This is a genomic window from Pseudooceanicola sp. NS-SX9 (assembly GCF_057380705.1).
The window spans coordinates 2,336,850-2,362,634 of sequence record NZ_CM170818.1 but is presented as its reverse complement, the minus strand read 5'-3'; the positions used below and the strand labels follow the sequence as shown (position 1 = coordinate 2,362,634).

Annotated in this window: 26 protein-coding genes and 1 riboswitch; of the genes, 13 read left to right on the top strand and 13 right to left on the bottom strand. The window is 69.1% G+C overall.

Going from position 1 to position 25,785, the window contains the following annotated elements; genetic code table 11:
• Window positions 1-76: 76 nt before the first annotated feature.
• From AC2ITM_RS11265 to AC2ITM_RS11255, 3 genes are read left to right on the top strand one after another with little or no spacing between them, the layout of a single operon-like run.
• On the top strand, window positions 77-829 hold the full coding sequence (locus tag AC2ITM_RS11265; protein ID WP_486466743.1) for a metal ABC transporter ATP-binding protein: 753 nt from the start codon (window positions 77-79) through the stop codon (window positions 827-829).
• On the top strand, window positions 826-1,698 hold the full coding sequence (locus tag AC2ITM_RS11260) for a metal ABC transporter permease (protein ID WP_486466742.1): 873 nt from the start codon (window positions 826-828) through the stop codon (window positions 1,696-1,698). Before AC2ITM_RS11265 ends, AC2ITM_RS11260 begins: the two co-directional genes overlap by 4 nt.
• A gap of 18 nt (window positions 1,699-1,716) precedes the next feature.
• The gene (locus AC2ITM_RS11255; protein ID WP_486466741.1) at window positions 1,717-2,616 is read left to right on the top strand and encodes a metal ABC transporter solute-binding protein, Zn/Mn family; all 900 of its coding nucleotides are present in this window, start codon (window positions 1,717-1,719) and stop codon (window positions 2,614-2,616) included.
• Between the two features lie 4 nt (window positions 2,617-2,620).
• On the opposite strand, the gene AC2ITM_RS11250 is transcribed toward AC2ITM_RS11255, so the two are convergent.
• Genes AC2ITM_RS11250 through cbiM form a run of 3 tightly spaced genes read right to left on the bottom strand, consistent with a single transcriptional unit; the run spans window position 2,621 to window position 5,291 of the window.
• On the bottom strand, window positions 2,621-3,358 hold the full coding sequence (locus AC2ITM_RS11250) for an energy-coupling factor ABC transporter ATP-binding protein (protein ID WP_486466740.1): 738 nt from the start codon (window positions 3,356-3,358) through the stop codon (window positions 2,621-2,623).
• Window positions 3,355-4,224, bottom strand: coding sequence for a cobalt ECF transporter T component CbiQ (gene cbiQ / locus AC2ITM_RS11245; RefSeq protein ID WP_486466739.1), 870 nt, complete (start codon window positions 4,222-4,224; stop codon window positions 3,355-3,357). The genes AC2ITM_RS11250 and cbiQ overlap by 4 nt, the downstream gene beginning before the upstream one ends.
• A gap of 8 nt (window positions 4,225-4,232) precedes the next feature.
• Window positions 4,233-5,291: a cobalt transporter CbiM gene (gene cbiM / locus AC2ITM_RS11240; protein ID WP_486466738.1), complete on the bottom strand. Its 1,059-nt coding sequence runs from the start codon at window positions 5,289-5,291 to the stop codon at window positions 4,233-4,235.
• Window positions 5,292-5,475: 184 nt separating this feature from the next.
• On the opposite strand from cbiM, the gene nikR reads away from it, so the two are divergent.
• On the top strand, window positions 5,476-5,943 hold the full coding sequence (gene nikR, locus AC2ITM_RS11235) for a nickel-responsive transcriptional regulator NikR (RefSeq protein ID WP_486466737.1): 468 nt from the start codon (window positions 5,476-5,478) through the stop codon (window positions 5,941-5,943).
• 287 nt (window positions 5,944-6,230) lie between these two features.
• Here the strand turns inward: nikR and AC2ITM_RS11230 are convergent, their stop codons facing one another.
• Window positions 6,231-7,133, bottom strand: coding sequence for a LysR family transcriptional regulator (locus tag AC2ITM_RS11230; protein ID WP_486466736.1), 903 nt, complete (start codon window positions 7,131-7,133; stop codon window positions 6,231-6,233).
• A gap of 94 nt (window positions 7,134-7,227) precedes the next feature.
• On the opposite strand from AC2ITM_RS11230, the gene AC2ITM_RS11225 reads away from it, so the two are divergent.
• The 3 genes from AC2ITM_RS11225 (at window position 7,228) to AC2ITM_RS11215 (ending at window position 9,667) form a co-directional block, all read left to right on the top strand.
• Window positions 7,228-8,673: an MFS transporter gene (locus AC2ITM_RS11225; protein WP_486466735.1), complete on the top strand. Its 1,446-nt coding sequence runs from the start codon at window positions 7,228-7,230 to the stop codon at window positions 8,671-8,673.
• Between the two features lie 160 nt (window positions 8,674-8,833).
• The gene (locus AC2ITM_RS11220; RefSeq protein ID WP_486466734.1) at window positions 8,834-9,025 is read left to right on the top strand and encodes a hypothetical protein; all 192 of its coding nucleotides are present in this window, start codon (window positions 8,834-8,836) and stop codon (window positions 9,023-9,025) included.
• Between the two features lie 219 nt (window positions 9,026-9,244).
• Window positions 9,245-9,667, top strand: a complete 423-nt coding sequence (locus AC2ITM_RS11215; RefSeq protein ID WP_486466733.1) for a DoxX family protein — start codon at window positions 9,245-9,247, stop codon at window positions 9,665-9,667.
• A 57-nt stretch (window positions 9,668-9,724) separates the two neighbouring features.
• Here AC2ITM_RS11215 and AC2ITM_RS11210 read toward each other — a convergent pair whose 3' ends face one another.
• The 6 genes from AC2ITM_RS11210 to thiC are packed head-to-tail and all read right to left on the bottom strand — an operon-like array spanning window position 9,725 to window position 14,901.
• Window positions 9,725-10,633 carry a HesA/MoeB/ThiF family protein gene (locus AC2ITM_RS11210; protein ID WP_486466732.1) on the bottom strand — a complete coding sequence of 303 codons (909 nt, stop codon included), beginning with the start codon at window positions 10,631-10,633 and terminating at the stop codon, window positions 9,725-9,727.
• Entirely contained in the window at window positions 10,630-11,238 is a 609-nt protein-coding gene (locus tag AC2ITM_RS11205) for a thiamine phosphate synthase (RefSeq protein WP_486466731.1), read from the bottom strand. The genes AC2ITM_RS11210 and AC2ITM_RS11205 overlap by 4 nt, the downstream gene beginning before the upstream one ends.
• Entirely contained in the window at window positions 11,235-11,993 is a 759-nt protein-coding gene (locus tag AC2ITM_RS11200; protein WP_486466730.1) for a thiazole synthase, read from the bottom strand. Before AC2ITM_RS11200 ends, AC2ITM_RS11205 begins: the two co-directional genes overlap by 4 nt.
• Before the next feature lie 3 nt (window positions 11,994-11,996).
• The gene (gene thiS, locus AC2ITM_RS11195; protein ID WP_486466729.1) at window positions 11,997-12,194 is read right to left on the bottom strand and encodes a sulfur carrier protein ThiS; all 198 of its coding nucleotides are present in this window, start codon (window positions 12,192-12,194) and stop codon (window positions 11,997-11,999) included.
• Entirely contained in the window at window positions 12,179-13,117 is a 939-nt protein-coding gene (locus tag AC2ITM_RS11190) for an FAD-dependent oxidoreductase (protein ID WP_486469420.1), read from the bottom strand. The genes thiS and AC2ITM_RS11190 overlap by 16 nt, the downstream gene beginning before the upstream one ends.
• Window positions 13,117-14,901, bottom strand: coding sequence for a phosphomethylpyrimidine synthase ThiC (thiC, locus tag AC2ITM_RS11185; RefSeq protein ID WP_486466728.1), 1,785 nt, complete (start codon window positions 14,899-14,901; stop codon window positions 13,117-13,119). Before thiC ends, AC2ITM_RS11190 begins: the two co-directional genes overlap by 1 nt.
• Before the next feature lie 121 nt (window positions 14,902-15,022).
• Window positions 15,023-15,143: riboswitch (TPP riboswitch) on the bottom strand.
• A 203-nt stretch (window positions 15,144-15,346) separates the two neighbouring features.
• Here thiC and AC2ITM_RS11180 point away from each other — a divergent pair.
• From AC2ITM_RS11180 to AC2ITM_RS11170, 3 genes are all read left to right on the top strand, one after another.
• Complete coding sequence (locus tag AC2ITM_RS11180; protein ID WP_486466727.1) at window positions 15,347-16,693, top strand: dicarboxylate/amino acid:cation symporter; 1,347 nt, start codon at window positions 15,347-15,349, stop codon at window positions 16,691-16,693.
• A gap of 172 nt (window positions 16,694-16,865) precedes the next feature.
• Window positions 16,866-18,194, top strand: a complete 1,329-nt coding sequence (locus tag AC2ITM_RS11175; RefSeq protein ID WP_486466726.1) for an LLM class flavin-dependent oxidoreductase — start codon at window positions 16,866-16,868, stop codon at window positions 18,192-18,194.
• A gap of 9 nt (window positions 18,195-18,203) precedes the next feature.
• Window positions 18,204-18,878 (top strand): YoaK family protein, encoded by a 675-nt coding sequence (locus tag AC2ITM_RS11170; RefSeq protein WP_486466725.1) that lies wholly within the window; start codon window positions 18,204-18,206, stop codon window positions 18,876-18,878.
• On the opposite strand, the gene AC2ITM_RS11165 is transcribed toward AC2ITM_RS11170, so the two are convergent.
• The 3 genes from AC2ITM_RS11165 to AC2ITM_RS11155 all read right to left on the bottom strand — a co-directional run bounded on the left by AC2ITM_RS11165 (window position 18,875) and on the right by AC2ITM_RS11155 (window position 22,749).
• A complete protein-coding gene (locus tag AC2ITM_RS11165) occupies window positions 18,875-20,227 on the bottom strand; it encodes a hypothetical protein (RefSeq protein WP_486466724.1) in 1,353 nt (450 codons plus the stop codon). The two genes, AC2ITM_RS11170 and AC2ITM_RS11165, sit on opposite strands and share 4 nt — an antisense overlap.
• A gap of 189 nt (window positions 20,228-20,416) precedes the next feature.
• Window positions 20,417-21,484, bottom strand: coding sequence for a porin (locus AC2ITM_RS11160; RefSeq protein WP_486466723.1), 1,068 nt, complete (start codon window positions 21,482-21,484; stop codon window positions 20,417-20,419).
• Window positions 21,485-22,260: 776 nt separating this feature from the next.
• Window positions 22,261-22,749 (bottom strand): MarR family winged helix-turn-helix transcriptional regulator, encoded by a 489-nt coding sequence (locus AC2ITM_RS11155; RefSeq protein WP_486466722.1) that lies wholly within the window; start codon window positions 22,747-22,749, stop codon window positions 22,261-22,263.
• Between the two features lie 192 nt (window positions 22,750-22,941).
• Here AC2ITM_RS11155 and AC2ITM_RS11150 point away from each other — a divergent pair, with 192 nt between their 5' ends.
• The 3 genes from AC2ITM_RS11150 to AC2ITM_RS11140 all read left to right on the top strand — a co-directional run bounded on the left by AC2ITM_RS11150 (window position 22,942) and on the right by AC2ITM_RS11140 (window position 25,784).
• Window positions 22,942-23,820 (top strand): DAPG hydrolase family protein, encoded by an 879-nt coding sequence (locus tag AC2ITM_RS11150; RefSeq protein WP_486466721.1) that lies wholly within the window; start codon window positions 22,942-22,944, stop codon window positions 23,818-23,820.
• Window positions 23,821-23,884: 64 nt separating this feature from the next.
• Complete coding sequence (locus AC2ITM_RS11145; RefSeq protein WP_486466720.1) at window positions 23,885-24,379, top strand: hypothetical protein; 495 nt, start codon at window positions 23,885-23,887, stop codon at window positions 24,377-24,379.
• A gap of 127 nt (window positions 24,380-24,506) precedes the next feature.
• Complete coding sequence (locus tag AC2ITM_RS11140) at window positions 24,507-25,784, top strand: ABC transporter substrate-binding protein (RefSeq protein ID WP_486466719.1); 1,278 nt, start codon at window positions 24,507-24,509, stop codon at window positions 25,782-25,784.
• Window position 25,785 lies beyond the last annotated feature (1 nt).

The window sequence follows — 25,785 nt, the reverse complement described above, 5'->3', positions numbered from 1 at the left end:
CGCATCAGCGTCTGCTGGGGGCTGCGCTGCTGGCGCTGCTGCTGTGGGGGGCGATTGCCTGGGCGGTGGCCCTGCCATGACCCGGCCCGCGATCCGCCTCGACAATCTGACCGTCACCTATGACCGCCATCCGGCGCTGCACCATGTCTCGGGGCAGTTCGCGCCGGGCAGCCTGACCGCCATCGCCGGGCCCAATGGTGCGGGCAAGTCGACCCTGCTGAAGGCGCTGATGGGGGACCTGCCCGCGGCCCAGGGCCGGATCACGCTGGAGGGGCTGAGCCGCCGTGATCTGGGCTATCTGCCGCAGGCTGCTGCCATCGAGCGGCAATTCCCGATCAGTGTCCTTGATACCGTGCTGCTGGGGGCCTGGCAGCGCATCGGAGCCTTCGGCGGCATCACCCGGGCGCTGGATGCCCGCGCCCGCCGCGCCCTGCAGGCCGTGGGGTTGGAGGGCTTTGATGCCCGTCCCGTCGGTGCGCTGTCGGCGGGGCAGTTCCAGCGGGTGCTGTTCGCGCGGCTGCTGATGCAGGATGCCCCTGTGATCATCCTTGATGAACCCTTCACCGCCATCGACGCCCGCACCACCCGCGACCTGTTGCAGATCGTCACCCGCTGGCACGGAGAGGGGCGTACCGTGATCGCCGTGCTGCATGACTTTGACCAGGTGCGGGCGCATTTCCCGCAGACCCTGCTGCTGGCGCGCGGGCTGATCGGCTGGGGCCCGACCGAAACCACGCTGACGCCGGCCAACCTGCTGCGCGCCCGCGCCATGGCCGAGGGCTGGGACGAGGCCGCCCCGGTCTGCGACATCCCGGGGGATCCGGCATGAGCCCCCATGACCTGCTGATCGCCCCCTTCGCCGATTTCGGCTTCATGCGGCGGGCGCTGGTGGCGTCGCTGGCGCTGGGCCTTGGCGCGGGGCCGGTGGGGGTGCTGCTGATGCTGCGCCGCATGAGCCTGGTGGGCGACGCCATGAGCCACGCCGTGCTGCCCGGCGCCGCGGTGGGGTTCCTGATCGCGGGCAATCTGTCGCTGCTGGCGATGGGGCTGGGCGGTCTGGTCGCGGGGCTGGGGGTGGCGCTGCTGTCGGGGCTGGTCAGCCGCACCACCCGCCTGAAGGAGGACGCCAGCTTTGCCAGCTTCTACCTGACCTCGCTGGCGCTCGGGGTGCTGATCGTGTCGCTGCGGGGGTCCAACATCGACCTGCTGCACATCCTGTTCGGCACCATCCTGGCGATCGATGCCCAGGCGCTGATGCTGATCGGGGCGATCACCACGCTGACCCTGCTGGTGCTGGCGCTGATCTACCGGCCGCTGGTGGCGGAATGCTTTGACCCGGGGTTCCTGCGTGCCGTCGGCGGGAGGGGGCCGCTTTATCACCTGCTGTTCCTGCTGCTGGTGGTGCTGAATCTGGTCGCGGGCTTCCAGTCCCTCGGCACGCTGATGGCGGTGGGGCTGATGATGCTGCCAGCGGCGATTGCACAGCTTTGGGCGCGCAGCCTGCCGGGGATGTTCGCCATCGCTGCCCTCAGTGCCGCCGGATCGGGCCTTGTGGGGCTGCTGCTGTCCTATCACCTCAGGCTGGCCTCGGGGCCGACGATCATCCTGACCGCCAGCCTGATCTATGTCCTGTCGCTGCTTCTGGGCCCTTCCGGGGCGCTGCGCAGGCTGTTGAAACGCCCGCATCTGGCGGGCTGAACCCAAGGAAACACCGAAATGCAGAAACGACCTTTGCTGGCCCTTCTGGGCGCCGGGGTGCTGGGCCTTGCCCTGAGCCCCGCCGCCCAGGCAAAGACCATCGACGTGGTGGCCAGCTTTACCGTGCTGGCCGATGTGGTGGCCCAGGTGGGCGGCGATCACGTCCATGTCCGCAGCCTGGTCCCCGCCAATGGCGACCCGCATGATTATGAACCCTCGCCCGAGGATGCCCGCGCAGTGAAAGACGCCGCCGTCACCTTCCTCAGCGGCGAGGGGCTGGAGGGCTGGTTCGAGCGGCTGGCCAAGGCCTCGGGGGCGGTTCAGCCGCCGGTGATCGTCTCGCAGGGGATCAAGACCCATGTCTTTGACGAGGATGGCCGCACCGTCACCGATCCCCATGTCTGGAACAGCATCCCCAACGTGCTGGTCTGGACCGACAATATCGAGGCCGCCCTGGTCAAGGCCGACCCTGGGGATGCCGCCGCAATCCACGCCAGCGCCGCCGCCTACCGCGACAAGCTGAAGGCACTGGATACGAAGATCCGCAGCGAAATCGGCGCGATCCCTGCGGCTGACCGCAAGGTGCTGACCAGCCACGATGCCTTCGGCTATTACGGCCAGGCCTATGGGGTTCAATTCCTGTCGCCGCTTGGCGTCTCGACCGAGACCGAGGCCTCGGCCGCTGATGTGGCGGCGCTGATCGGCCAGATCCGCGACGAGGGGGTCAAGGTCTATTTCCTCGAGAACTCGAACGATTCCCGGCTGGTCAAGCAGATCGCCCAGGCCACCGGCGCCGAGGCCGGTGGGGAGCTTTACCCCGAGGCGCTGTCGGGCGCCGACGGACCTGCCGCCAGCTATCTGCAGCTGATGCAGTACAACACCGACCAGATCGTCAGGGCGATCGCCCCGCGGTCGTGATCCCCTAGTAGCCCAGCCCCGCGCGGCGCATCAGGTCGCGGTCCGACAGGATCGCGGCCGGGGTGTCATCGGCGATGACGCGGCCGTCCAGCACCACCACGGCGCGTTCGGCCACGGCCTCGACCAGGCCCAGCTCGTGGGTGGCGATGATCAGCGTGCGGTCCCGCAGGGCGGGGCCGTTCAGCACCTCGACCAGCGCCCGGCGGCTGGCCGGATCCAGCGCCGCCGTCGGTTCGTCCAGCAGCAGCACCTCGGGGCGGCTGACCAGCACCGAAGCCAGCGCCACGCGCTTTTTCTGCCCGCCCGACAGCCGGTGTGGCGCCCGGTCGCGCAGCGCGCCCAGATCGTAGGTGGTCAGCGCCTCCTCGACGGCCGAGAGGACCTCTTCGCGGGGCCAGCCCAGTTGCAGCGGGCCGAAGGCGATCTCGTCCAGGACGGTGGGGTTGAACAGCTGCACGTCGGGCGACTGGAAGACCAGCCCGACGCGGCGGCGGAAGGCGTGGTTTTCCGCGGCCTCCATCAGGCGGGTTTCGGTCAGCGCGGCGCCGAAGGCCATCAGCGTGCCGCTATCGGCAAAGGCCAGCCCGTCCAGCAGCCGCAGCAGCGTCGACTTGCCGGACCCGTTCGGCCCCAGCAGCGCCACCCGGTCGCCCGCGTGGATGGTCAGCTCCAGCCCCCGCAGCGCGGGGGTGTCGCGATAGGCGTAATGCAGGTCGGTCAGTTCGAAAATCGGTGTCGTCATCTTTGCAGCCAGAGGATCGCCGCAGGGACCGAAAGCGCCAGCAGCAGCGCCAGCCAGTCCCGCGGACGGGTGCGGAAATCGTCGATCAGGCGGGGCTCGCCGCGATAGCCGCGGGCAATCATCGCCATGTGCACGTCAGAGGCCAGCGCCAGCGAGCGCATCAGCAGCGCGCCCGCGGCACCGACCACCAGGCGACGCTCGGTCGCGGCGGGCAGGGCGCCCAGCACGCGGGACCGGCGCGCTTCGGCCATGTCCTCGGCTGCCTGCAGCAACAGGAAGATGTAGCGATGCGTCATCCCCAGGATCGCCACCAGCGCCACCGGCAGCCCGAGGCTGCGCAGCGCCTTCAGCACATGCGGCCAGGGGGTGGTCAGGATCAGCAGCACGGCGAAGGTGGCGGCGGTCTCGGCGCGGCCCAGCAGGAAGGCGGCGCTGCGCAGGCCGGTTTGCGTGATGGGCCAGCCCAGGCCCGGCAGATGCCACAGCGCCGGGCCCGGCACCACCACCAGCGCCGGCAGCGCCAGCGCGCCGGAAAACAGCCCGACGCCGATCCAGACCTGTCGCGCCAGCCGCCCCGGGCCCACGCCCGACGCCAGCGCCAGCGCGACCGCCAGCCCGAACAGCGCCGCCAGCGCCCACAGCAGATGCACCAGCGTGACCGAGACGATCAGCGCCACCATCCCCGCCACCTTGATCCGTGGATCAAGGGCCTGCAGCAGGCCGGGGCGCGCGGCGGTGTCTTCGGCGGTGCGGGCATGGGCCGCGACCTTGGCCAGGCCGCGCAGCAGCCGGTCCAGCGCCCGGCCACGCCCTGCGGGCGCCCGGGTGCAGTCGCAGGCCCCGAACGAGGCTTCGGGCAGCGCCATGGCCGGTCTCAGCCCGCGCTCAGCGGGCGGCGGCGGGTCAGCGCCTGCAGGGCCAGGAAGGCGATCAGGATCACCCCGCCGCCCAGCAGCGCCGACAGGACATAGCCGAAGGCCTCGCTGTGCAGGAAGGCGGGCGCGTAATCGGGCATCGGCGCGGTCCAGAAGGCCGAGAGTTTCTCAAGCCCCGCAGGCACGGTTTCCGGCGCCGCCGCATGGCCCGACGCGGCCGAGATCGCCGCCTGACCGGCAGGATCGGCGAAATCCTCGGCGCTCCATTCGCCCCAGGCGGTGCCGGCGGCCAGCAGGCCGAGGGGGCTGAGGATCATCAGCGCGGCGACCCCGGCCCACAGCTTGCGCGTCGGGCGCCAGCCGGTGCGGGGGGCAGCGGCCTGGCCCGGAGGCGTCAGCAGCGCCGGGTCGGCGCCCTGCAGATAGGCCACGATGCCGCCGGTGATCACCGCTTCGGCCAGACCCGCGAAGGTCAGGTGGCCCAGCATCATCGCGGGCACCGCCACCGACAGCGGATAGGGGGCATAAAGCGGCGTGCCGCTCGCATCATGGAAGAACATCGGTTGCAGGCCGAATTCGACCGCCGCCAGCAGCGCCGAGACATTGATCGCGCCATAGCCCGCCAGCGCCGCCGCCACCACGCGCCGCCGCGCCGTCACCGCCGATCCGCCCGAGACCGCACGATAGATCCAATGCGCCACGAAGGGGCCGACGATGGCCATGTTCAGACTGTTGGCGCCAAAGGCGGTGATGCCGCCGTCGCCGAAGAACACCGCCTGCACCAGCAGCGCGATCGACACCGCCGCCACCGCCGCCCATGGCCCCAGCACGATGGCCGCCACCGCCATGCCCACCGCATGTCCCGTGGTCCCCCCCGGCAGCGGCAGGTTGAACATCATCACGACAAAGCTGAAGGCCGAGACCACCGCGATCAGCGGCACGGTGCGGGTCTGCATCAGCTGCGACACCCGTTTCGAGGTCACGTACCAGAAGGGCGCGGCCACCGCATAGGCCACGGCGCAGGTCTGGGGCGAGAGGTATCCGTCGGGGATGTGCATTGGAAAGGGGCCTTTCGGAAGGGTCGGTCTGGGGTCGGACCATACGCCCTTCGGGGGGGAGGTCTCAATCGGGAATATGATTTCCGGCATTGTTTTTCATACAACCGCGTTCTTGCGCCGCAGGTTGGACTTTTGCCGCCATCTGGGCGACACAGGGCGCAGCCGGATCAGACAGGAGGCCAGCTTGGAGCGCATCACGATGACCCTGGACAAGGACCTTCTCGAGGCGCTGGACGCCTATATGGAGCGTTCGGGGGCCAAGAACCGGTCCGAGGCGATGCGCGATCTGATGCGGCGGTCGCTTGCGCGCGAGGCGCCCGAGGCGGCGGAATGCGTCGGCGTGATCAGCTATACGCTGGATCTGTCGAAGCGCGATCTGGTGCGCCGGGTGCCGCTGCGGCGCCATGAACGGCATGACCGCACGGTGGCCTCGCTCTCGGTGCCGATCGACCACGAGGAAGCGGTCGAGGTGACGGTGATGCGTGGCCAGGTCGCCGAGGTCGAGGATTTCGCGGGCTCGCTGTTTCTGGAGCGCGGCGTGCGCCATGGCCGTCTGGCGCTGATCCCCGTCGCGACCGAGTTCGAGGAACATGAACACGGTGCCCAGGGGGCGCATCGCCACAGCCATCTGCGGGTGCAGGACAGCTTCTGACGGGCGCCTTGGCCTGGCTGTCCGGTGGCAGGCGCGGACCTGGGCAGCCCCTGCAGGCAGACAGGCCTGGGGGCCGCCACGGCGGAATCGCCGGGGTGCGGTGGTCTTCAGAAGCGTGGCAGGGCCTTTGGATCGCCGGGGCTTCGAAGGCACGCGCAGCCCATGCGGCAGGGCGGGCCGTCTTGGTCCAGCCCGGAAAGCGGGCCGATGGCCGACTTGATCCCGACCGGTGCAAGTCGCGCCCCGAGGGGCATAGGTCCCGGCCGGACCTTTCGGATCCATCGCTGTCAGGGCCGAAGAGCGGCATCCTGCGGGGCGGCACAGCCCAGGTGGTCGATCAGCGCCCGGATCCGACGGGGCAGGGCGCGGCTGGCGGGCCAGACCAGAAAGAATTCCCCTTCTTCGCCCATTGTCTCGGGCAGTACCGGCACCAGAAGGCCGCGCTCCAGGTCGTCCTGCAGGATGAAGTCGGGCAGCCAGGCCACCCCCATGCCGCAGCGCGCGGCGGTGCGGGCGCCTTCGATGGCGGTGGTCAGGATGCGCGGCGGTGACAGCGCCAGCACCGTGCCATCGCGGCGCAGCCAGGGTTGCAGCCGTCCGGTCGTTTCGAAGCGAAAGCCGATGCGGTCGTGGCGGTCCAGGTTCTGCAGGTCCGGCATCCCCCGGGCCTTGAGGTATTCGGGCGCGGCGAACAGCCCGTGCCGGAACCCGCCGAAACGGCGCTGCGTCAGGCTGCTGTCGCGCAAGGGCCCGTTGCGCAGCCCCAGGTCCACGCCCTCGGCCACCAGATCGACCAGGTTGTCGGTCAGCCGCAGCTCGACCGAGACCTCGGGGTGGCGCGCCAGGAAGGTCTTCAGCCGCGCGTTCACCAGATGGTAGCCCACCAGCGGCACCGTCAGCACCACCGGCCCGGCGATGCGGCCGGTACGGTCCCGGGTCTCGGCCAGGGTGTCCTCCAGCGCGGCCAGCGCCGGGGTCAGGCCCGCCAGCAGGCCACGCCCGGCCTCGGTCAGCTCCAGCTGGCGGGTGGTGCGATGAAAGAGCGTCACCTGCAGCTCGCTCTCCAGCCGCTGCACCGCCTTGCCGATGGCCGAGGCCGAGACCCCCAGCCGCCGCGCCGCCGCCGCAAAGGACCCGGCCCGGGCGGTGGTGGCGAAGCTTTCCAGAAGGCTCAGGCTGGGAGGGGGCATTCACAACCTCATGTCCGTAATGAGCGGACAGGATAGATCATTCCGGACCGGATCATAAGGCCTATCCTGTCGCCAGTCCTGACAGGAGATCCCGATGACTGCCCTTTCCGATCCGCTGCGCCCGCTGGCGCGGCCCGCTTCCCTGCGCCCGGTGCTGGCCATCTGCCTGGCGGCAGCGGCCTTGCCGGTGACCTTCTCGGGCGGGGCGATCGCCCTGCCGGCGCTGGCCCGCGCCTTCGACCAGCAGGGCCCGTTGCTGAGCTGGGTGGTGAATGCCTTCATGATGGTCTTCGGGGCGTTGCCGCTGGTCGCGGGGGCGCTGGCGGACCGCATCGGACGGCGCCGGATGTTCCGGCTGGGGGCGGCGGGCTTTGCCGTCAGCGGCGGGTTGATGGTGCTGGCGCCGGGGCTTGCGGTGCTGGACCTGCTGCGCGGACTGCAGGGGCTGTGCGCGGCGGCGACGCTGGCGGGGGGCACCGCGCTGCTGGCCCAGATCCCCGAGGCTGACCGACGCCGCCGGGCCTTTTCCCTGCTGGGGGCCACCTTCGGGCTGGGGCTGGCCTTTGGTCCGCTGCTGGCCAGCGAGGCGCTGGCCCTGGGCGGCTGGCGCTGCGTCTTCCTGCTGTCCCCGGCGCTGGCGCTGGCGGCGCTGCTGCTGGGGCGGGGGGCGCTGACGGAAAGCCGGGCAGCCGCGCAGGCGCCCTTCGACCGGCGTGGTGCGGTGCTTTTTGCCGGGACGCTTTGCGCGCTGACGGCCTGGGCGATCGAGCTTCCGGCCCGCGGCCTGGCCTCGGGGCCCGAAATCGCGCTGGCGGGTCTGACGCTGCTGGGGCTGGGTTTGATCCTGCGCCATGGCCGCCGCTGTCCGGCGCCGATGATCGACCTGGCGCTGCTGCGCGATCCGGCTGTGCAGGCGGTGCAGGCGCTGCCGGTGGCAACCTGCTTTGGCTTCGTGTCGCTGCTGGTGGTGGTGCCGCTGCAGCTGGTTGGGGCGGGGCATTCGGAAACCACGGCGGCTTGGGTGCTGATGGCGCTGTCGGCGCCGGTCTTTCTGGTGCCGCTGCTGTTGTCGCGCTGGCCGGGGCTGGGACGCGGGCGGTTGGCGCTGGCGGGGCTGGCGGTGGCGGCCGGGGGGCTGGTGCTGCTGGGCGGGCTGCGCTTTGACGGTCCGCTGCTGCCGCTGATTGCGGCGCTGATGCTGATCGGCGCCGGCATCGGCCTGCCCTGGGGGGTGATGGACGGCCTCGCGGTCGAGCTGGCACCGCCCGAGAAGGCTGGGGTTGCAACGGGGCTGTTCGCCACGGTCCGGGTCGCCTCGGAGGGGATCGTGCTGGCGCTGGTCTCGGCCGGGCAGGCGGGGCTGATCGGCGCCTTCGGCCACGTGCCGGGAGCGCGGGCGCTGGCGCTGGTGTCGGGCGGCGCCGTGCCGCCCGAGCTGCGCCCCGCCGTGACCGAGGCCAATCGCTGGCTGTTCTGGGGCCTGGCGGCACTGACGCTGCTGGTGCTGGCCTTCCTGCGCCGCCGGCTGCCCCGGAGCTAGGCGTCGGGGAAAGCGCAAGGCGCCGCCGCTTTTCCTTTGCCAGCCGGGGCAGTGCAGCGTAAGTATATGGGAACAGGTTCTTCATTTCGCTCCCAGACGTCTTCCCCGGCCCGTCAGAGTGGATGTTCTGACGGTGTCCATCTTCCCAACGGAGGGTCGCATGACACGCAAGGACAAGACCATCAGCCTGCCCCGCAATCTGCGGATCGAGGCAGCGCTCAGCCATCTTGACATCGACTGGCTGCCCGAGACCGAGGCCGGCCTGCGCGCGGCCCGGACCGCCGATCTGCGGGCGCGGCGCCTGGGACGGGCGGTGCCCGCCGCCGTCCCTTCGGAGGTTGACAGCGACTGAAGGCGGCCCGGGCGATCCGGGACCATGGCAGATCCGGACGGCCAGGGCACCCACCCTGGCCGTTCACGTTCCTGACACGGGGATTTGACCGTGCAAAAATGCACGCATATGGTCCGAAAATTCTGAATTTATAGAAATCCGCAGGTTGTCTAGATCGGGATCAGAGCCGCCGGTGCGGCGAAACCGAAATTCCTTACAGGAAAGCCAAAGGGCAACCTTATGAAAATCATCGATATTTACCGTGCAGCTGCGCTGCCGGGCGGTCGCATCCTGGCAGCGGCCATCTTCATCATCGCGGGCTACCAGAAGGTCACGGGCTATGGCGGCACCGCTGGCTACATGGAGGCCATGGGCGTCCCCGGCGTCCTGCTGCCGCTGGTCATCCTGACCGAGCTGGGCGGTGGCCTGGCGCTGGCCCTGGGCTGGCAGACGCGGATCGTGGCCTTCCTGCTGGCGGGCTTCTCGGTGATCTCGGGGCTGATCTTCCACCTGCCCGACGTCCTCAGCGGGGCCGATGATGCCTCGACCCAGATGGTGAACTTCCTCAAGAACCTGTCGATGGCCGGTGGCCTGGGCTACATCAGCGTCTTCGGCGGCGGCCCGATCTCGGTCGATGCGCTGCTGGGCCGCGACAAGGCTTAAGCCTTCGTGCAAGGTCAGAGTGACGGAAAAGGCCCCCCTGCGGGGGCCTTTTCGCATTCAGCCCTGACCGTCGCCGATGATGGCGACATTCGGGTGGCCCTGCTGCACCAGCGCCCGGGCCGCGCGCCAGGCGCGCAGGCCGGTGGTGCAGCGAAAGACCACGCGGCGGTCGGGATCGGGCGGGGGCGGGGCGGCATCGCGCAGGTCGATCAGCTGATCCCCGGGGCCGGTCTGGCTGGCCGCCAGGATCTGCGGCAGGCGTTCGGGCGCGGGCGCCTGATCAAAGCGGAAACCGCCGGTGCGCCATGTGGCCAGATCCAGCGTCATCAGCTGCCCCAGGGGCGCGGGCTGCTGGCCCAGCAGCACCGCCAGCGCCATCTGTGCCTGCAGCGCGCCGATCATCGCGACGGCAGGCCCCATGACGCCGGTTTCCGCGCAGCTGCCCAGCCGCGCGGGCAGGTCGGGAAACACGGCCCTCAGGCCCGGCGCGCCGCCGCAAAAGCCCCCCGCATAGCCCGCCCGCCCGGTGACCGAGGCGCTGATCAGCGGCAGCCGCAGATCCTCGCACAGATCCGACAGCGCATAGCTGGTGGCAAAGCTGTCGGCGGCGTCGATCACCAGATCCGCGCCTTCGACCAGACCGGGGGCCCGTGCCGGATCCACGCGCAGCAGATCGGCGGCAACATGGATCTCGGGGTTCAGCGCCTGCAGGGCCCGGGCCGCAACCTGCGCCTTGGGCTGGCCGATGTCGGCCATGCGATACAGGGTCTGGCGGTGCAGGTTGTGTGCCTCGACCCGGTCGGGATCGGCGATGCGGATCTGCCCGACGCCTGCGCCCGCCAGCAGCGGCAGCAGCGCCGAGCCCAGGCCCCCCGCACCCACCACCAGCACCCGGGCCCGCGCCAGCCGCTGCTGCCCTTCGGCGCCGAAACCGGGCAGGCGGGTTTGGCGGTCATAGCGGCTCATGCCGGGATCCCGCGGGTGGCGGCCAGCCACTGCAGGGTGCGCGCCTCGGGGTCCTCGGCCATGACGATATCGGTCACCACGGCGGCGCTGTCGGCCCCGGCCGCGAACAGCCCCGGCAGGCGTTCGGGCGTCAGCCCGCCGATCCCCACCAGCGGCACATCGCCCGCCCGGGCCTTCCATGCGGCCACACGCTCCAGCCCCTGCGGCCCCCATTTCATCTTTTTCAGCACCGTCGGATAGACCGGCCCAAGCGCCACATAGGCAGGCCGTTCCGCCAGGGCGCGCTCCAGCTCGGGGCCGTCATGGGTCGACAGGCCAAAGCGCACGCCCGCCCGGCGCAGGGCGTCGAAATCGGCAAGGTCCATATCCTCCTGGCCCAGGTGGACGAAATCGCAGCCCAGCTCCAGCGCCAGTTGCCAGTGATCATTGACCACCAGCTGCGCGCCATGTGCGGCGCAAAGGTCGCGGCCGCGGGCGATCTGGCGGCGCAGCTCGGGCGCGGGCAGATCCTTCAGGCGCAGCTGGATCAGCCGGACGCCCAGCGGCACCAGGCGTTCGGCCAGGGAAACGTCTCCGACGATCAGGTAGAAGGGGTCGAGGGTCATGAAAGTTCCGCCATGCCAAAGATCGGGGTCGAGGCCTGCGCCATGTCGCGTTCCGGCATCAGGCCCGCGCGATGCGCCGCAAGGCCCGCCTGGACCGCCTGGCCAAAGGCGCGGGCCATGGCGACGGGATCGAGCGCCCTGGCGACGGCGGTGTTCAGCAGCACCGCGTCAAAGCCCATCTCCATCGCCCGTGCCGCCTGCGACGGCGCGCCGATCCCGGCGTCGATCACCAGCGGCAGGTCGGGGAAATGCGCCCGCATCCGGCGCAGCCCGTCGATGTTGCTGAGGCCACGGCCCGATCCGATGGGCGCCCCCCAGGGCATCAGCACCCGGCAGCCGGCCTCGACCAGCTTTTCGCCCAGGATCAGGTCCTCGGTCGTGTAGGGAAAGACCTGGAAGCCTTCGGCACACAGGATCCTTGCGGCCTCGAGCAGCGCGAAGGGATCGGGCTGCAGCGTGTCGGCATGGCCGATGACCTCAAGCTTGATCCAGGGGGTGCCGAAGACCTCGCGCGCCATATGGGCGGTGGTGACGGCCTCGCGGGCGCTATGACAGCCGGCGGTGTTGGGCAGGATGCGGCAGGGGCTGGCCTGAAGGATCTCGCGGAAGGCCGCACCTTCGGCGCCTTCGCGGCGCAGCGAGACGGTGATCACCTGCGTGCCCGAGGCGGCAATCGCCTGTTGCAGCACCGCGGGCGAGGGGTATTGCGCCGTGCCCAGCATCAGCCGACTGTCCAGTTCGGTTCCGTAGAACATCGCTCAGCCTCCCTGCATGGGCGACAGGACCTCGATCCGCATCCCCGGCTGCAGGGGGGTGTCGGCGCGGGCCTCGCGCGGGATGAACTGCCCGTCAAGGGCGGTGGCCACGCAGGCGGCTTCGACCCCCTGCAGATCCAGCAGCTGGGCGAGCGTTATCGCGTCCGTGTCCAGCGGGGTTCCGTTCAGCTCGATGCGCATGTGGGGCTCTCCTTGGTCAGCATCGCGGCAAGGTCCATGGCCAGCACCGGCGCCATCAGGAAGCCGTGGCGATACATGCCGTTCAGGTGGATGCGGTCCCCCGCGCGGGTGATCGCGGGGATGTTGTCGGGCAGCGAGGGGCGCAGACCGGCGGCGGTGGCGGTCAGCTCGGCCTCGGCGAAGGCGGGGTGGATGGTGTAGGCGGCCGACAGAAGCTCCATCACCGCGCGGGCGGTGACGGGGCCGGGGCGGGCGCTTTCGACCATGGTGGCGCCCAGCATGTAGTGGCCCGCGCCGCGGGGCACGATGTAGCAGGGAAAGCGCGGATGCAGCAGCCGCACGGGCCGGGTCAGGGTGACGTCGGGGGCGTAAAGCTGCAGCATCTCGCCACGCACGGCGCGAAGGCCGGGAAGGGGGGCGCCCAGGCCGCGACAATCGATGATGCGGCCCCGGGGGGCGCCGCCGTCGCGGATCGCCACGCCGCGTGCGGCCAGCCCGTCGCGTAGCGCGGCCAGCGCGCGGCGCGGGGTCAGATGCGCCTCGGTTGCAAAGAAGAGGCCGCGGGCAAAGCGGCCCTGCAGGTCGGGTTCCAGCACGCCGGGATCGGCCGGGGCATGGCCACGGGTGGCACGGGCAAAGCGGTCCAGTTCCACCGCATCGCGGGGCGGCGCCACGACCAGCGTGCCGCGCCGGATGACGCCCGGCACATGGGCCTCCCACCAGTCGATCGCGGCCTGGCCGCGGGTGACGATGACCTCGGGGGCGGCCTCGCCCTCGCAATAGGGCGCCAGCATCCCCCCCGCCAGCCGCGAGGCGGGGGGCGGCGCGTCTTCGGGGGCGATCAGTTCGACCGCCAGCCCCGCATCGGTCAGGGCCGTGGCCGCGCAGAGCGCAGCCACCCCCGATCCCAGCACCGAATGCATCATTCCGCCCCGGCCGGGATATAGAGTTCCCCTGCCTCGCGGAACTTGCCGGCCATCTCCTGCAGGCCCTGCTGCTTGGCGGCCTCGGCGCGGATGTCGTGGCTGATCCGCATCGAGCAGAACTTGGGCCCGCACATGGAGCAGAAATGCGCGACCTTGTGGGCCTCGGCGGGCATGGTCTCGTCATGCATTTCGCGGGCGGTGTCGGGGTCGAGGCCAAGGTTGAACTGGTCTTCCCAGCGGAATTCGAACCGCGCGCGCGACAGGGCGTCGTCGCGGCGCTGCGCGCCCGGATGCCCCTTGGCCAGATCGGCGGCATGGGCGGCCAGCTTGTACGTTATAACGCCCGTTTTAACGTCGTCGCGGTCTGGCAGGCCAAGGTGTTCCTTGGGCGTCACGTAGCACAGCATCGCGGTGCCGAACCAGCCGATCATCGCCGCGCCGATGGCGCTGGTGATGTGGTCATAGCCCGGCGCGATGTCGGTGGTGAGCGGGCCGAGCGTATAGAAGGGCGCCTCGTGGCAGTGTTTCAACTGCTCGTCCATGTTGGCCTTGATCTTGTGCATCGGCACATGGCCGGGGCCCTCGATCATCACCTGGCAGTCCCTTGCCCAGGCGATCTGCGTCAGTTCGCCCAGGGTGCGCAGCTCGGCGAACTGGGCCTCGTCATTGGCATCGGCGATGGAGCCGGGGCGCAGCCCGTCCCCCAGCGAGAAGCTGACGTCGTAGCGGCGGCAGATCTCGCAGATCTCCTCGAAATGCTCGTAGAGGAAGCTTTCGCGGTGGTGGTGCAGGCACCATTTCGCCATGATCGACCCCCCGCGCGAGACGATGCCGGTGACGCGCCGGGCGGTCATCGGGATCATGTGCAGGCGCAGCCCGGCGTGGATGGTGAAATAGTCCACCCCCTGTTCGGCCTGTTCGATCAGCGTGTCGCGGAAGACCTCCCAGGTCAGGTCCTCGGCCACGCCGCCGACCTTTTCCAGCGCCTGGTAAAGCGGCACCGTGCCGATCGGCACGGGGGCGTTGCGGATGATCCAGTCGCGGATGTTGTGGATGTTGCGACCCGTCGAGAGGTCCATCACCGTGTCGGCGCCCCAGCGGATCGCCCAGACCATCTTTTCGACCTCTTCCTCCATGCTGGAGGTCACGGCCGAATTGCCGATATTGGCGTTGATCTTCACCTTGAAGTTGCGGCCGATGATCATCGGCTCAAGCTCCCGGTGGTTGATGTTGGCGGGGATGATGGCGCGGCCTTCGGCGATCTCGCGGCGGACGAATTCGGGGGTGACCAGATCGGGCAGGTCGGCGCCGAAGGCCTCGCCGTCGCGGGGGCCGGCCGAGGCGGCGCGGCCCTCGTTCTCGCGGATGGCGACGAATTCCATCTCGGGGGTGATGATGCCGGCGCGGGCATAGGCCAGCTGGGTGACGGCGCGGCCCTCGGTTGCGCGCAGCACGGTGCGGGCCTCGGGGAAGGCGGGGGTCAGCCGGGCGCCGGTGGCAAAGCCGTTGTCGGCCTCGGTGACGGTGCGGCCCGTGTAGGCCTCGACATGGCCCTGCGCCTGCAGCCAGCCGCCGCGGACCTGCGGCAGGCCCCGGGCGATGTCGATGGCGGCGGCGGGATCGGTATAGGGCCCCGAGGCGTCGTAGACGGTCAGTGGCGCCTCGCCGGTCACGGCGATCTCGCGCATGGGCACGCGGATCTGGTGGCTGCCGCCTTCGACATAGACCTTGCGCGAGGCGGGCAGGCCGCCGGTGGTGATGGCGGGAACGGTGTCTTTCATATCGGTCTCCTTTTCAGAGACCCGATTGAGACTATTGGCAGAAAGGGGCCATGGGGACCCGGTGCCTGCGCGACTGGGCCCTTGCGGCCCGAAAGGACCGCCCCTGGTTCACAGAGAATGCGGAAATGCCCTTCGGTCTTCCTACGCCAGCATCAACTGGGTCAGGTTCAAAGGGTCGCGTCACCGGGGTTTCCCCCTGTCAGCCTCTCAGTCCCCTAGGCGGGACTCCCCTGACGTGGGGGTGTTATCGGCGGGGGCAGGGCGGCTGTCAAGCGGGCCGGGGTGCCGAAACCGGCGGCACCCCGGCCCGGAATCGCGGCAGGGGGCAGGCATTTCGGGCGAAACCGGAAGACACGGGCCCGTGACCTGCGCAGGATTGACGCTAAGTCACTTTTGGGGCGGCCGGGGCGCCACCCGTCGCACAGCCCGGATCAGGAGGATGAGCATGGCAGAACTTTCCGGAAAAGCGGACCGCATGTCGCTGACGACACAGGTGATGATCGGCATGGGGGCGGGGCTGGTGCTGGGGGTGATCCTGAACCAGCTGCAGATCGGCTTTGTCAACCAGACCATCATCGGCGGGCTGTTCGCCATGGTGGGCAAGATGTTCGTCAATGCGCTGTCGATGCTGGTGGTGCCGCTGGTGTTCTTCTCGCTGATCTGCGGGGTGGCGGGGATCGGCGATGTGCGGGTGCTGGGGCGCGTGGGGGGCAAGTCCTTTGTGCTGTACCTGCTGACCACCGCCACGGCGATCGCGGTTGCCATCGTCATCGCGCTGATCGTCGGGCCGGGCCGCGGCTTCGAGATGTCGGGCGTCGAGACGGCGGGGGTCGCGGGCAAGGCCGCGCCCTCGGTCTGGGACACGTTCGCGGCCATCGTGCCGAGGAACCCGGTGGCGGCCTTCGCCAATGGCGAGATGCTGCAGATCATCTTCTACACCATCATCCTGGGGGTGGCGGCACTGATGCTGGGGGACCGTTCGAAACCCTTCGTCGAGGCCTGCGAATACCTGAACGAGCTGATGATGAAGGTGGTGCAGATCGTCATGGCCTTTGCGCCCATCGGCGTCTTCTGCCTGATCACCAAGACTTTCACCGAACAGGGCATCGGGCTGTTCCTGCCGGTGCTGACCTATGTGCTGGTGCTGGTGGGGGCGCTGCTGCTGCATCTCTTCGGGACGCTGATGCTGTTCCTGAAGGGGCTGTCGGGCCTCAGCCCGGCGGTGTTCCTGCGCAAGATGCGCCCGGCGCAGGTCTTTGCCTTCTCGACCGCCTCGTCGAACGCCACGATCCCCGTCACCCTGCGCTGCGTCACCGAACGGATCGGGGTCAGCAATGGCGTGGCCTCGTTCACCGTGCCCTTCGGTGCGACGATCAACATGGACGGCACCGCGATCATGCAGGGCGTCGCCACGGTCTTTCTGGCCAATGTCTATGGCATCGATCTGGGCGTCAGCGGCTATCTGACGGTGATCGTCATGGCGGTGCTGGCCTCGATCGGGACGGCGGGCGTGCCGGGGGTGGGGCTGGTCATGCTGACCATGGTGCTGAACCAGGTCGGCCTGCCGATCGAGGGGATCGCGCTGATCCTGGGGGTCGACCGGCTGATGGACATGATCCGCACGGCGGTGAACATCTCGGGGGATGCGGTGGTCTCGACCATCGTGGCGAAAAGCGAGGGGCAGCTGGACATGGCGGTCTATGCCGATCCGATGGCGGGGCTTGACGCCGACAGTCTGGGGATCGACCCCGAGGCCGAGGCCCATCTGGCCCAGGCCGCCCGCCCGCACTGAGGTCCCGGGACCAATGGGGCCTTCCCCCGGGCCGTGACGGCCCCTGCCACCGCGCCGGGCAGTCGCGGCAGGCTGTCCCGCGGGAAGGGGCGGCCTGCAGTCCCCTGGTCCTTGTCCGGGGGGCGTCACGCTCCTAGGGTGCGGGTAACCTCCTCAATGCCCGAGCCCTCCGATGCGCCGCCCCGACCAGATCAAGCTGAACGCCTTCCTGACCTTCACCGGGATGCATCCCGCCGCCTGGCGGGATCCGCAGGCCTCATCCGGGTTCGAGGTCGCGCACTATCTGGAACTGGTGCAGCTGGCCGAGGCCGCCAAGATGGATGCGGTTTTCCTGGCGGATGTGCCCGCCATGCCCTTCAACAAGCCGCATCTGTCGGCCATCGCCGCCCATAACGGCATCCGCCCGTTCGAGCCGATCACCCTGCTGTCGGCGCTGTCGATGGTGACCCGCAACATCGGGCTGATCGCCACCGCCTCGACCAGCTTCAACGAGCCCTACAACGTCGCCCGCCTCTATGCCTCGCTTGACCGGCTGTCGCAGGGGCGGGCGGGGTGGAACATGGTGACATCCTCGGATCCCTTCGCGGGGATGAACTATGGCCTCGATGCACAGGCGCTGCATGCCGACCGCTATGCCAGGGCCGAGGAATTCGTCGATGTGGTGACCGGCCTTTGGGACACGCTGGAGGACGACGCCTTTCTGGATGACCGCGCGGGCGGGCGTTACCTCGATCCCGGCAAGGTGCATCTGCTGGACCACAAGGGCGCGCATTTCCGGGTGCGCGGGCCGCTCAACGTGCCGCGCTCGCCTCAGGGGCGGCCGGTGCTGGTTCAGGCGGGGGCCTCGGTGCCGGGGATGCAGCTGGCGGCCCGCACCGCCGAGGCGATCTTTTCCGCCCATGACACCAACGAGGCCGCGCAGGCCTTCTACAAGGACGTCAAGGGCCGGATGGCCGCCTTTGGCCGCGATCCCGCGTCGCTGAAGGTGATGTCGGGGATCCTGCCGGTGGTCGGCGCCACCCGGATGGAGGCCGAGGACCGCTATGCCGCCCTGCAGGACCTGATCCCCACCGATCTGGCGATGGACCGGCTGGAGGGCTGGCTGGGCGTCGATCTGTCGGATTGCGATCTGGACGGCCCGCTGCCCGACCTGCCCGAAACCAACCGCGAGAAAAGCCGTCAGGACCTGCTGGTCGCCATGGCCCGGCGCGAGGGCCTGTCGATCCGCCAGCTGGCGCGCAAGATCGTCGGCAATGTCGGCCATTACCAGGTGATGGGCACGGCAAGCGATATCGCCGATGCCATGCAGGAACGCTTTGAAAGCTACGGCACCGACGGCTTCAGCGTCATGAGCAACGTCTTCCCCGCCGATCTGCGCCGCTTCACCACCGAGGTCGTGCCCGAACTGCAGCGCCGCGGCCTGTTCCGCACCGAATACGAAGGCACCACCCTGCGCGAGAACCTTGGCCTGATGCCCCCCGCCAACCGTTTCGCGGGCTGAGGGGGCGCCATGCTGATCCACCTTGGCCCCGAGCGCAGCACTGCGGTCGATCTGCGGCTGGCGATGCTGCTGGCGGCGGTGGCGGGGGCGGTGAATGCGGCGGGGTTCCGGGATCTGGGGTATTTCTCGGCCAACATGACCGGGAATGTCTCGTTGCTGAGCGAGCATCTGGTGCAGGGTCGGATCGGGCTGGCGGCGGTGGCGGGGCTGCTGCTGCTGTCCTTCGTCGGCGGCGCCTTCCTGTCGTCGCTGCTGATCGGGATTGGCACGGCGCGGCGGATCCGCGGCATCCATGCCTATTCGATCCTGCTGGAGGCGCTGCTGATCGCGGCGCTGGCGGGGCTTCATGCGCCGCTGGCGACGCTTTCGGGGCTGAGCATTGCCATGGGGGTGCAGAATGCCGCCACCACGCGGATTTCGGACGGGCGGGTGCGCACGACCCACCTGTCGGGCGTGGCAACCGATATCGGCATCGCGCTGGCGGGGCTGGCGGCGGGGCGGGCGGATGCGGTGCTGCGGGCCCGGCTGCTGCTGCATCTGGGCACGCTCGTGGCCTTTCTGGCGGGCGGCGTGCTGGGGGCGCTGGGCTACGGGCTGCTGGGCGGCGGCATCTTCCTGGCCGCCGCGCTGGTGCTTCTGGGGATCGCCCTGCCGGCGCTGCGGCAGGCCCGGCACGCGCCCTAACCGCGGGCGTGCAGGTCCTTCAGCGCCTGGGTGACGGCGGCGACAAAGGCCTCGCCCGCGCCGGGGGCATAGCCAGAGCTGCGGGCCTCGTAGGTGAAGCGATCATAGGCGCTTTGATCGGGCAGGTATTTCGCGGCATTGCCGACCATCGTCACCACCATCGTCGCCGCATAGGGCGAGGCCGCGCGCAGCGCGACGCCCAGACTGGCCGAAAGCTCGGGGGCGGTCAGCACCAGCACCGCCGGGCCGATCGCCAGCAGCCGGTAGGGGATCCCGACGGCCGCCCCTTGGGTATACTCGACCGAGGCCACGGGACCTTCGGGACGGCCATGGGGATGATCATACGAGGGCACGCTGACGCTGCCGTCGCTGATCGCCAGCCGCGGCGCATCGGCCTGCTGCATCGCGGCCTCGGTCGCCGATTGCACCAGCCGCAGCGACAGCAGGTCCAGAAGGACGGTGGCCTCGGGGCCGGCGCTGGTCAGCGTGGCCTTGCCGTCGGCATCGACACCGTTGCGGGTGATCTTCAGATAGGGCGCCTGATCGCCGCCGGCGCCCGGCAGGAACAGCCCCAGCGTGTCATTGCCATATTGCGCCGCGATTTCGCGGGTGAAGGCGGCGGTCAGATCGCCCGACAGCAAAAGCTGCCCCTGGTCGTCCCTGGCCCCATCCATCACCGAGGGCTGCATCGCGTAATTCGCCAGGATCGCGGCGGGCGTGCCATCGGCGCGGTCAAAGCGCAGCACGGTGACGACGGTGTCGGCAAAGCCCTCGGGGTCGGACCCCAGCCACCAGCCCTGCGGATACTTGCGGTCCCGGCTGATCGCCATGTGAGAGGTCCCGGTGCCGATCCCCATGCGCACCCGTACCGGCGCGGCGGCGGCCCGGGTGGCGGCGGCTTCCAGGGCGGTTTCGTAGGCGGCGCGCAGCCGGTCGTTGTCGGCGGGATCCGTGTCGGCCGGCGCCGCGCCCTTGGCAAAGACATGCGGCGTGGCAAAACTGTGGCCGGCGCCGACATTGACCTGATCGGCGGCGCAACCCAGGATCGCGGCCGCCTTCTGCGCAAAGGTCGCCACCAGCGGCGCCCCGATCGAGGTCAGATCGACGCTGACCAGCGCCGCCTTGCGGTGCCCGTCGTCCAGCATCAGCACCCGCACCTGCAGCGGATCGTTCTGGGCGCCGAAATCGCCCACCGGCAGGGTGTCGAAGACCACGTCGGCCCGCCCTGCAAGCAGGGTCAGGTGCGTGGCGTCTTCGGCCGCCTGCGCGCGCGTCGCCCCAAGCATCAGTGCGGCGCTTGCCATCCCGAGGAAACTGCGGCGGTCGGGGCGAGGGGCGGGGTCTGTCATGCGTCGGGTCCGTGTCAAAGTGGGGCGGGGTCAAAGTGGGGCGGGGTCAAAGGGGCGGGACTGTTTGGTACCATAAGTTGGGTGCGCGGCGCAGCCGTCAATTGCGCCCGGGGCCGAACTCGGGTCACTTTGCCGGGACCGCGATCTGCCCCGCGCCGGTCGGGCGCGGGGCAGATCGCGCGCTAGGGATCAGAAGGTGTAATCCACGCCCAGCTCCCAGGCCTGGCCGCGGGCCGGGGCATTGCCGCCCGGATCGGTCATGTACCAGTTGCCGTCGCCGGTGCCAAAGCCGCTGTCCCAGCCCAGGAACAGCGTCGCCTTCTTCGACAGCTTGCGACGCACCGACACGGCCTTGTCAAAGTCCTGGTCGACCGCCAGCCCGACCTGCCAGTCCTCGCGGCCGAAGGCGGCACTGACCAGCCAGCTTTTCGTGTCGCCCTCGTCCGGCACGGCGTAATTCGCCCAGACGCTGCGCAGCAGCCCCGGCCCGGAGGGGTGGTATTCCACGGTGATGTCATCGAAGTTCTTCGAGGCATTGTCGGTGTTGGTGCTGCGGCTGATGGCGACCTGCCAGCCCTCGACGGGCAGCTTGGTGCCCAGTTCCAGCGCGTAGTCGCCCAGGTTGTTGTTCAGCAGCTTCACATGCGCGGGCCCCATATGCAGCGTCAGCTTGCTGGACCAGGTGGGTGCATCGGGCGCATAGCCGTTGCCGCTGTAGGGGCCGTAATTCAGGTCGGGATCCGCGTTCAGCTCGATGTCGAGCGGCCCGACGGTGTTGATATACTGAAAGTAGCTCTCTTCGTCGTAGTCGATGCCATTGATCGTCTGGTCATTGCCGACGCCGCGGAAGGCCGGGCCCATGGTCGGTATCACCGCGATCGAGCCGCGCCGCATCCAGATCCCGTCGGCCCAGGGAAACGTGTTGTAATCGTTGAAGGTCGTATAGCTGAGCGTGCCGTAGCTGCCCATGTCGATGCCGACCTTGCCATCGACCAGATCATTGTCGCGCTGGCCGATCTCGTCCCGGTCGCTGCGCATCCGCAGCCGGAAGCTGCCGAACAGCCTGACGCCGTTGTCCAGCACGCGGCTGGCGTCGAGCGTCGTCGTCAGCACCCCGAAGGCGCCGGTGGGGCCGGTGTCGGCGACGCTGGAATAGCCCAGGTAGGCGTCGCTCTTGATCGTGACGTCGGCGCGGGCGGCCGCAGGAAGCCAGGCCAGTGCCAGCAGGGCAAGGGCCGAAACGGTACGCAGGTACATGGGGTGGGTCTCTTTTGCTGATGTCAGGGCAGGGGGCATCGTCCGGTGCCGCGGCACCGGGGACGGCCCCCCGAAAAGGGGTGGGGCTGGAAAACGCCGCCTGGGGTCAGCGGCGGCAAGCGGCCGGGCCGGGCAGCCCCAAGGGACTGCGCGCGGCCGTGGCCGGGGCACGGCACAGCCCCCCCCCCGGGCCGCGCCCGCAACGGGACGGCCGGTTCAATGGGGGCGGGGCGTGGAACAGCGGGCCGGTGCGCGGCCGTCAGGGCCGGGACGCGGCATCCATGCGGCGGCGACCGGCGCCGCCTCGTCGTTTCCGGCGGCTCTTACGGGGTCTTGTCATCTGGTCCTCCCTCGCGCCGCGACGGCGCGCTCTGACCGTGGTTGCGCCACGGATCCTCTGGGCAGTGCCGCTCCCCCTCCTCAAGGGAAACGGCCCCGCAGCGCCTCCTGCAGGACGGCCCGGGCAAGCCCCGCCCGGCGCGCCGGACAGGGGCCGGTTCGCTGGGATGCGTGTCGGGAAAAGCTGCGGTTCCGCTCCAAAACAGGACTTGCAGGATGGCGCGATCTGATTAACGGTACCAGTCAGTACCTGCCTTTCTGTATGAAGCAGGTGCGGCGCCCGTCAACAGTTTTTTGCACGGAACACTTGCATCCTCATGGAAACGGATCTGCACCAAAGTCCGACGCACAATGAAAAATCCCCCTGTTTCCGGGGGGATCTGGTGGTCTGTCGCAGATCGGTCCTGCCCCTTTGGGGCGAGTGCGGTGGGCGCCTGTCAGGGGGTGGGCTGTGCGCGTTCACGTTCGGCGATCTGCGACAGGCGCGCCTCAAGAACGGCCAGAGAGGGCATTGCCTCCATGATGCGGCGCACCTCGCCATGGGGCATTTCGGCGAAGGCCTCGGCCATCGCATCGACCAGTCCCAGCCGGAAATGCTGCTGCACATAGGTGCCGCGTTCCGTCGGCGTGACGATGATCGAGCGCCGGTCCGAGGTCGAGCGGCGCCTTTCGATCAGTCCGTTTTCCTCAAGCTTGCGAACCACTTCGCTGACCAGGGGGCGGGACATGTCCATCTGTTCGGCCAGCGCCGCGGGGGTGACCTCGGCGCTGGCGATGATCAGTTGCAGGGCCCGCGCCTGGCTGGGCGCCAGCACCGGCAGTTGCGCGCGCGACCGCGAGGTCAGCGTCGCGAATCGCCAAAGCGAACCCAGCATATCGGTGAACTCCGAGGCCTCGCTGACCAGGGTCGGGCTTTTTTCCCACATCGCTCTTCTCCGTCTCGCGCCGCGTCGATCGGCGGGGACGGTAGCTTGGAACGGCGGGGGCGGCAATGCCGCGGCGCCCGGGAAGGGGTGCTGGACAGGATCAATCTAGTTAAGTACACCGAACTAGTTTGGTCGGGAACGGATGATTCTGCCACGGCGGGCCGACCCCCGTTGCGGCAAGGGAGGATGAACATGCTGGACTATCCCGAAGATATGCTGGTCACGAGCCGCATTGCCCTGTCGGAGGCCGAGGAGGCGCTGCCGCTGAAGAAATACTGGGACATGCCGCTGCACCGCGTGGCGCCCCTGCAGCGCCAGCTGATCGAGGCCGGGCCGATGGATCCCGCCAGGGCGACGCTGCCCGAGGACTTTACCGACCTGCTGCGCCCGGTGGGCTATGAGGAGGTCGAATATGGCTATTGCATGCGCGAGGACGGTACCGGCTATCTGGCCGTCTACACCACCTATCCCGGCTGCACGCCCGAGATGCTGGGCTGGTATTTCAAGTGGATCAACATCCGCTCGAAGGGCACGCCCGAGGGGGTCGGCAACATCCGCTACAAGATCTGGAACCAGGCCGATCACTGGGATCACGGCTTTATCAACGGGGTCGACAAGTCGGGCGGGATCTACACGGTCGAGACGCTGGACCTGGGGGCGGGGCAGGACAAGATGGCCTGGACGGTGCGCAATGCGCTGGATCCGCGGGACTTCGGCCTGAGCCAGGCGCGCGCGGACGAACTGAAGGCGGCGGGCTGCTTCGTCGATTGCTGCTTTGAGTCGTTCCACGACATGAACGACCCGTCGAAACGCCTTCCCGGCACCCATCTGTTCATGACCCTGTCGCGGATCAACCCTTGGGGAATCCTTGAGAAAGTGACCCGCGAATGGATCGGCTACGGGGTCGAGAACGGCAAGATCGTCCGCGATCCCACGACCCCCGACTGGATGCTGACCGAGGATTACCTGAAGAAGGTCATCACCCATTCCACCACCGAGGCCATGCAGCTGAGCAAGTTCCTGCCGCAGCTCTATGCCGAATACAAGGACCGGCCGCTGGACGCCGACTGAGGCGCAGGCCCCCGTTCCGCAGCAGGAGGGCTGCGGTGCGGGCACGATTTCCGGGAGGATTTGAATGCAGATCGAAACTGTCACCACGCTGGTTGCGGCGGCGCTTTTTGCCGGCTTCCACGTCAAGCTGCCGCTGCGGCAGGAAGGCGGCTGGCATCTGGCCTATGTGCCGAAACGGACCGGTCGGGTCATGGGGGTCTGCTATCACGCGCTGATGTTGCCGGCGATCGCGATCCTGCCGGCGCCGCTCTGGGCGGTGGCGGCGGGGCTGGCGTGGATGCTGCTGGACATCATGCTGGATGCGGCCGATCTGGCGGGTACGCCGGTCGATGTGGGCCCGTTCCGCGCCGGGGTCCATGTGATCGCCGCGCTTTGGCTGATCGGCGCCGGCTGGAGCAACAGCCTGCCGCTGGCGCTGATCGGCACGGCCCATGCGCTGCTGTTCCTGGTGCGGCTGGCAAAGACCGCCAACCGCCAGAAGCACCCCGGCTGGATGCCGCTGTTCTCTAGCCTGCTGAACATCGCCTGGATGGTCGGCGTGGCCGTGACCGTGGCCTGAACGAAAGGCTGTTCTTGACGAGTTAATTCGGAGCTATAAACTAAATGCAATTCGGAGAGGGGCCGGTTCCAACCGGTGCCGATCCGGGGAAGGGGGCTTGGGAGGGTCCCCTCGGGAGGAGAGAAAAATGAAGAATGCGAAGGCGGGTACGCCCGCGACCCTTTGTGCCGTGCTGCTGGCCTCGGCCTGTCTGGCGGGCGGGCCTGCGGCGGCGCAGGGACTGACCCTGACGCTGTGGCACAACACCGGCGATCCCGATGCGGTGCTGGACCTCTACAAGGCCTACGAGGCCGCCAGCGGCAACCGGATCGAGCTGATCGACATCCCGGCCGACACCTTCCCCACCGCGACCCAGATCAAATGGGCGACGGGGGACCGGCCCGACATCATGGAATACATGCCGACCCCGCAGGACATGCGGCAGCTGAACATGGCGCAGAACATGGTCGATCTCAGCGACATGGCCTTCGTCAAGGCCGAGGGCAAGCTGGCGCAGGTCGAGGGGACGCTGGACGGGCATACCTACGGCGCTGTGCTGGGTCCGATCACCACCTTCGCGGCCTTCTACAACAAGGACGTGCTGAAGGCGGCGGGCGTGTCGATGCCCCGGACCTTCGCCGATCTGAAGGCGGACTGTCCGGCGATCAAGGCGGCGGGGGCGGTGCCGGCCTTCGTGGGGGCGGCCTCGGAATTTCCGGCCAACATGATCGCGGGCTTCGCCTGGATGGCCGATTTCAACGCCGGCGATGCCTATGGCAAGGCGGTCGCGGCGGGCAAGGAAAAGGTCAATGATCCCAAGGGCCCCGTCGTGGCCGGGCTGACAGCGGTGGATGATCTGCGCCAGGCGGGCTGCCTGAATGCCGATACGGCCACTGCCACCTTCCAGGATGCGGTGCGCGCGGTCTACAGCGGCAAGGCGGCGCTGACGGTGCTGCCCAGCGACTTCATCCCGCAGTTCTACGCCGAGGGCGGCAACGACAAGGCGGCGGTCGATGCGAAGATCGGGCTGGCGGCGTTTTCGGCCCATGCGGCGACGCCGCCCTATTCGGCCGGGCCCTATGCCACCTACTTCGTGCCGAAGACCGGCAACGCCAGGAAGGAGGCCGCGGCGCGCGATTTCATCACCTGGGTCACCACCAAGGGCTATGCCGATTACGTGGCGCAGGCGCGCATCGTGCCGACCATGGCAGGCTTCGAGGCGCCCGCGATGACCGGCCTCGATGCCGATCTGGCCAAGCTGCTGGAAGATCCCGACGCGACCCCTGCCTTCAACCACTCGATCCCGGGCTTTGGCAATTTCGGCAAGCTCGCCGTCAGCGTGGTGATCGGACAGCAGACGCCGCAGCAGGCGGCCGACAAGTGGAACACGTTCGTCCAGCAGGCGATCATGGCCCAGCAACCCTGAA

Excerpts from the sequence above, each read along its gene's own strand:
- AC2ITM_RS11140 (WP_486466719.1), top strand. The coding sequence starts at position 24,507 with ATGAAGAATGCGAAGGCGGGTACGCCCGCGACCCTTTGTGCCGTGCTG.
- AC2ITM_RS11150 (WP_486466721.1), top strand. The coding sequence starts at position 22,942 with ATGCTGGACTATCCCGAAGATATGCTGGTCACGAGCCGCATTGCCCTG.
- AC2ITM_RS11190 (WP_486469420.1), bottom strand. The coding sequence starts at position 13,117 with ATGCATTCGGTGCTGGGATCGGGGGTGGCTGCGCTCTGCGCGGCCACG.
- AC2ITM_RS11155 (WP_486466722.1), bottom strand. The coding sequence starts at position 22,749 with ATGTGGGAAAAAAGCCCGACCCTGGTCAGCGAGGCCTCGGAGTTCACC.
- AC2ITM_RS11170 (WP_486466725.1), top strand. The coding sequence starts at position 18,204 with ATGCTGATCCACCTTGGCCCCGAGCGCAGCACTGCGGTCGATCTGCGG.
- AC2ITM_RS11180 (WP_486466727.1), top strand. The coding sequence starts at position 15,347 with ATGGCAGAACTTTCCGGAAAAGCGGACCGCATGTCGCTGACGACACAG.
- cbiM (WP_486466738.1), bottom strand. The coding sequence starts at position 5,291 with ATGCACATCCCCGACGGATACCTCTCGCCCCAGACCTGCGCCGTGGCC.
- AC2ITM_RS11225 (WP_486466735.1), top strand. The coding sequence starts at position 7,228 with ATGACTGCCCTTTCCGATCCGCTGCGCCCGCTGGCGCGGCCCGCTTCC.
- AC2ITM_RS11230 (WP_486466736.1), bottom strand. The coding sequence starts at position 7,133 with ATGCCCCCTCCCAGCCTGAGCCTTCTGGAAAGCTTCGCCACCACCGCC.
- AC2ITM_RS11255 (WP_486466741.1), top strand. The coding sequence starts at position 1,717 with ATGCAGAAACGACCTTTGCTGGCCCTTCTGGGCGCCGGGGTGCTGGGC.
- AC2ITM_RS11210 (WP_486466732.1), bottom strand. The coding sequence starts at position 10,633 with ATGAGCCGCTATGACCGCCAAACCCGCCTGCCCGGTTTCGGCGCCGAA.
- AC2ITM_RS11145 (WP_486466720.1), top strand. The coding sequence starts at position 23,885 with ATGCAGATCGAAACTGTCACCACGCTGGTTGCGGCGGCGCTTTTTGCC.
- AC2ITM_RS11250 (WP_486466740.1), bottom strand. The coding sequence starts at position 3,358 with ATGACGACACCGATTTTCGAACTGACCGACCTGCATTACGCCTATCGC.
- AC2ITM_RS11215 (WP_486466733.1), top strand. The coding sequence starts at position 9,245 with ATGAAAATCATCGATATTTACCGTGCAGCTGCGCTGCCGGGCGGTCGC.
- AC2ITM_RS11175 (WP_486466726.1), top strand. The coding sequence starts at position 16,866 with ATGCGCCGCCCCGACCAGATCAAGCTGAACGCCTTCCTGACCTTCACC.
- cbiQ (WP_486466739.1), bottom strand. The coding sequence starts at position 4,224 with ATGGCGCTGCCCGAAGCCTCGTTCGGGGCCTGCGACTGCACCCGGGCG.
- AC2ITM_RS11205 (WP_486466731.1), bottom strand. The coding sequence starts at position 11,238 with ATGACCCTCGACCCCTTCTACCTGATCGTCGGAGACGTTTCCCTGGCC.
- AC2ITM_RS11200 (WP_486466730.1), bottom strand. The coding sequence starts at position 11,993 with ATGTTCTACGGAACCGAACTGGACAGTCGGCTGATGCTGGGCACGGCG.
- thiS (WP_486466729.1), bottom strand. The coding sequence starts at position 12,194 with ATGCGCATCGAGCTGAACGGAACCCCGCTGGACACGGACGCGATAACG.
- AC2ITM_RS11265 (WP_486466743.1), top strand. The coding sequence starts at position 77 with ATGACCCGGCCCGCGATCCGCCTCGACAATCTGACCGTCACCTATGAC.
- thiC (WP_486466728.1), bottom strand. The coding sequence starts at position 14,901 with ATGAAAGACACCGTTCCCGCCATCACCACCGGCGGCCTGCCCGCCTCG.
- AC2ITM_RS11165 (WP_486466724.1), bottom strand. The coding sequence starts at position 20,227 with ATGACAGACCCCGCCCCTCGCCCCGACCGCCGCAGTTTCCTCGGGATG.
- AC2ITM_RS11160 (WP_486466723.1), bottom strand. The coding sequence starts at position 21,484 with ATGTACCTGCGTACCGTTTCGGCCCTTGCCCTGCTGGCACTGGCCTGG.
- AC2ITM_RS11260 (WP_486466742.1), top strand. The coding sequence starts at position 826 with ATGAGCCCCCATGACCTGCTGATCGCCCCCTTCGCCGATTTCGGCTTC.
- AC2ITM_RS11220 (WP_486466734.1), top strand. The coding sequence starts at position 8,834 with ATGACACGCAAGGACAAGACCATCAGCCTGCCCCGCAATCTGCGGATC.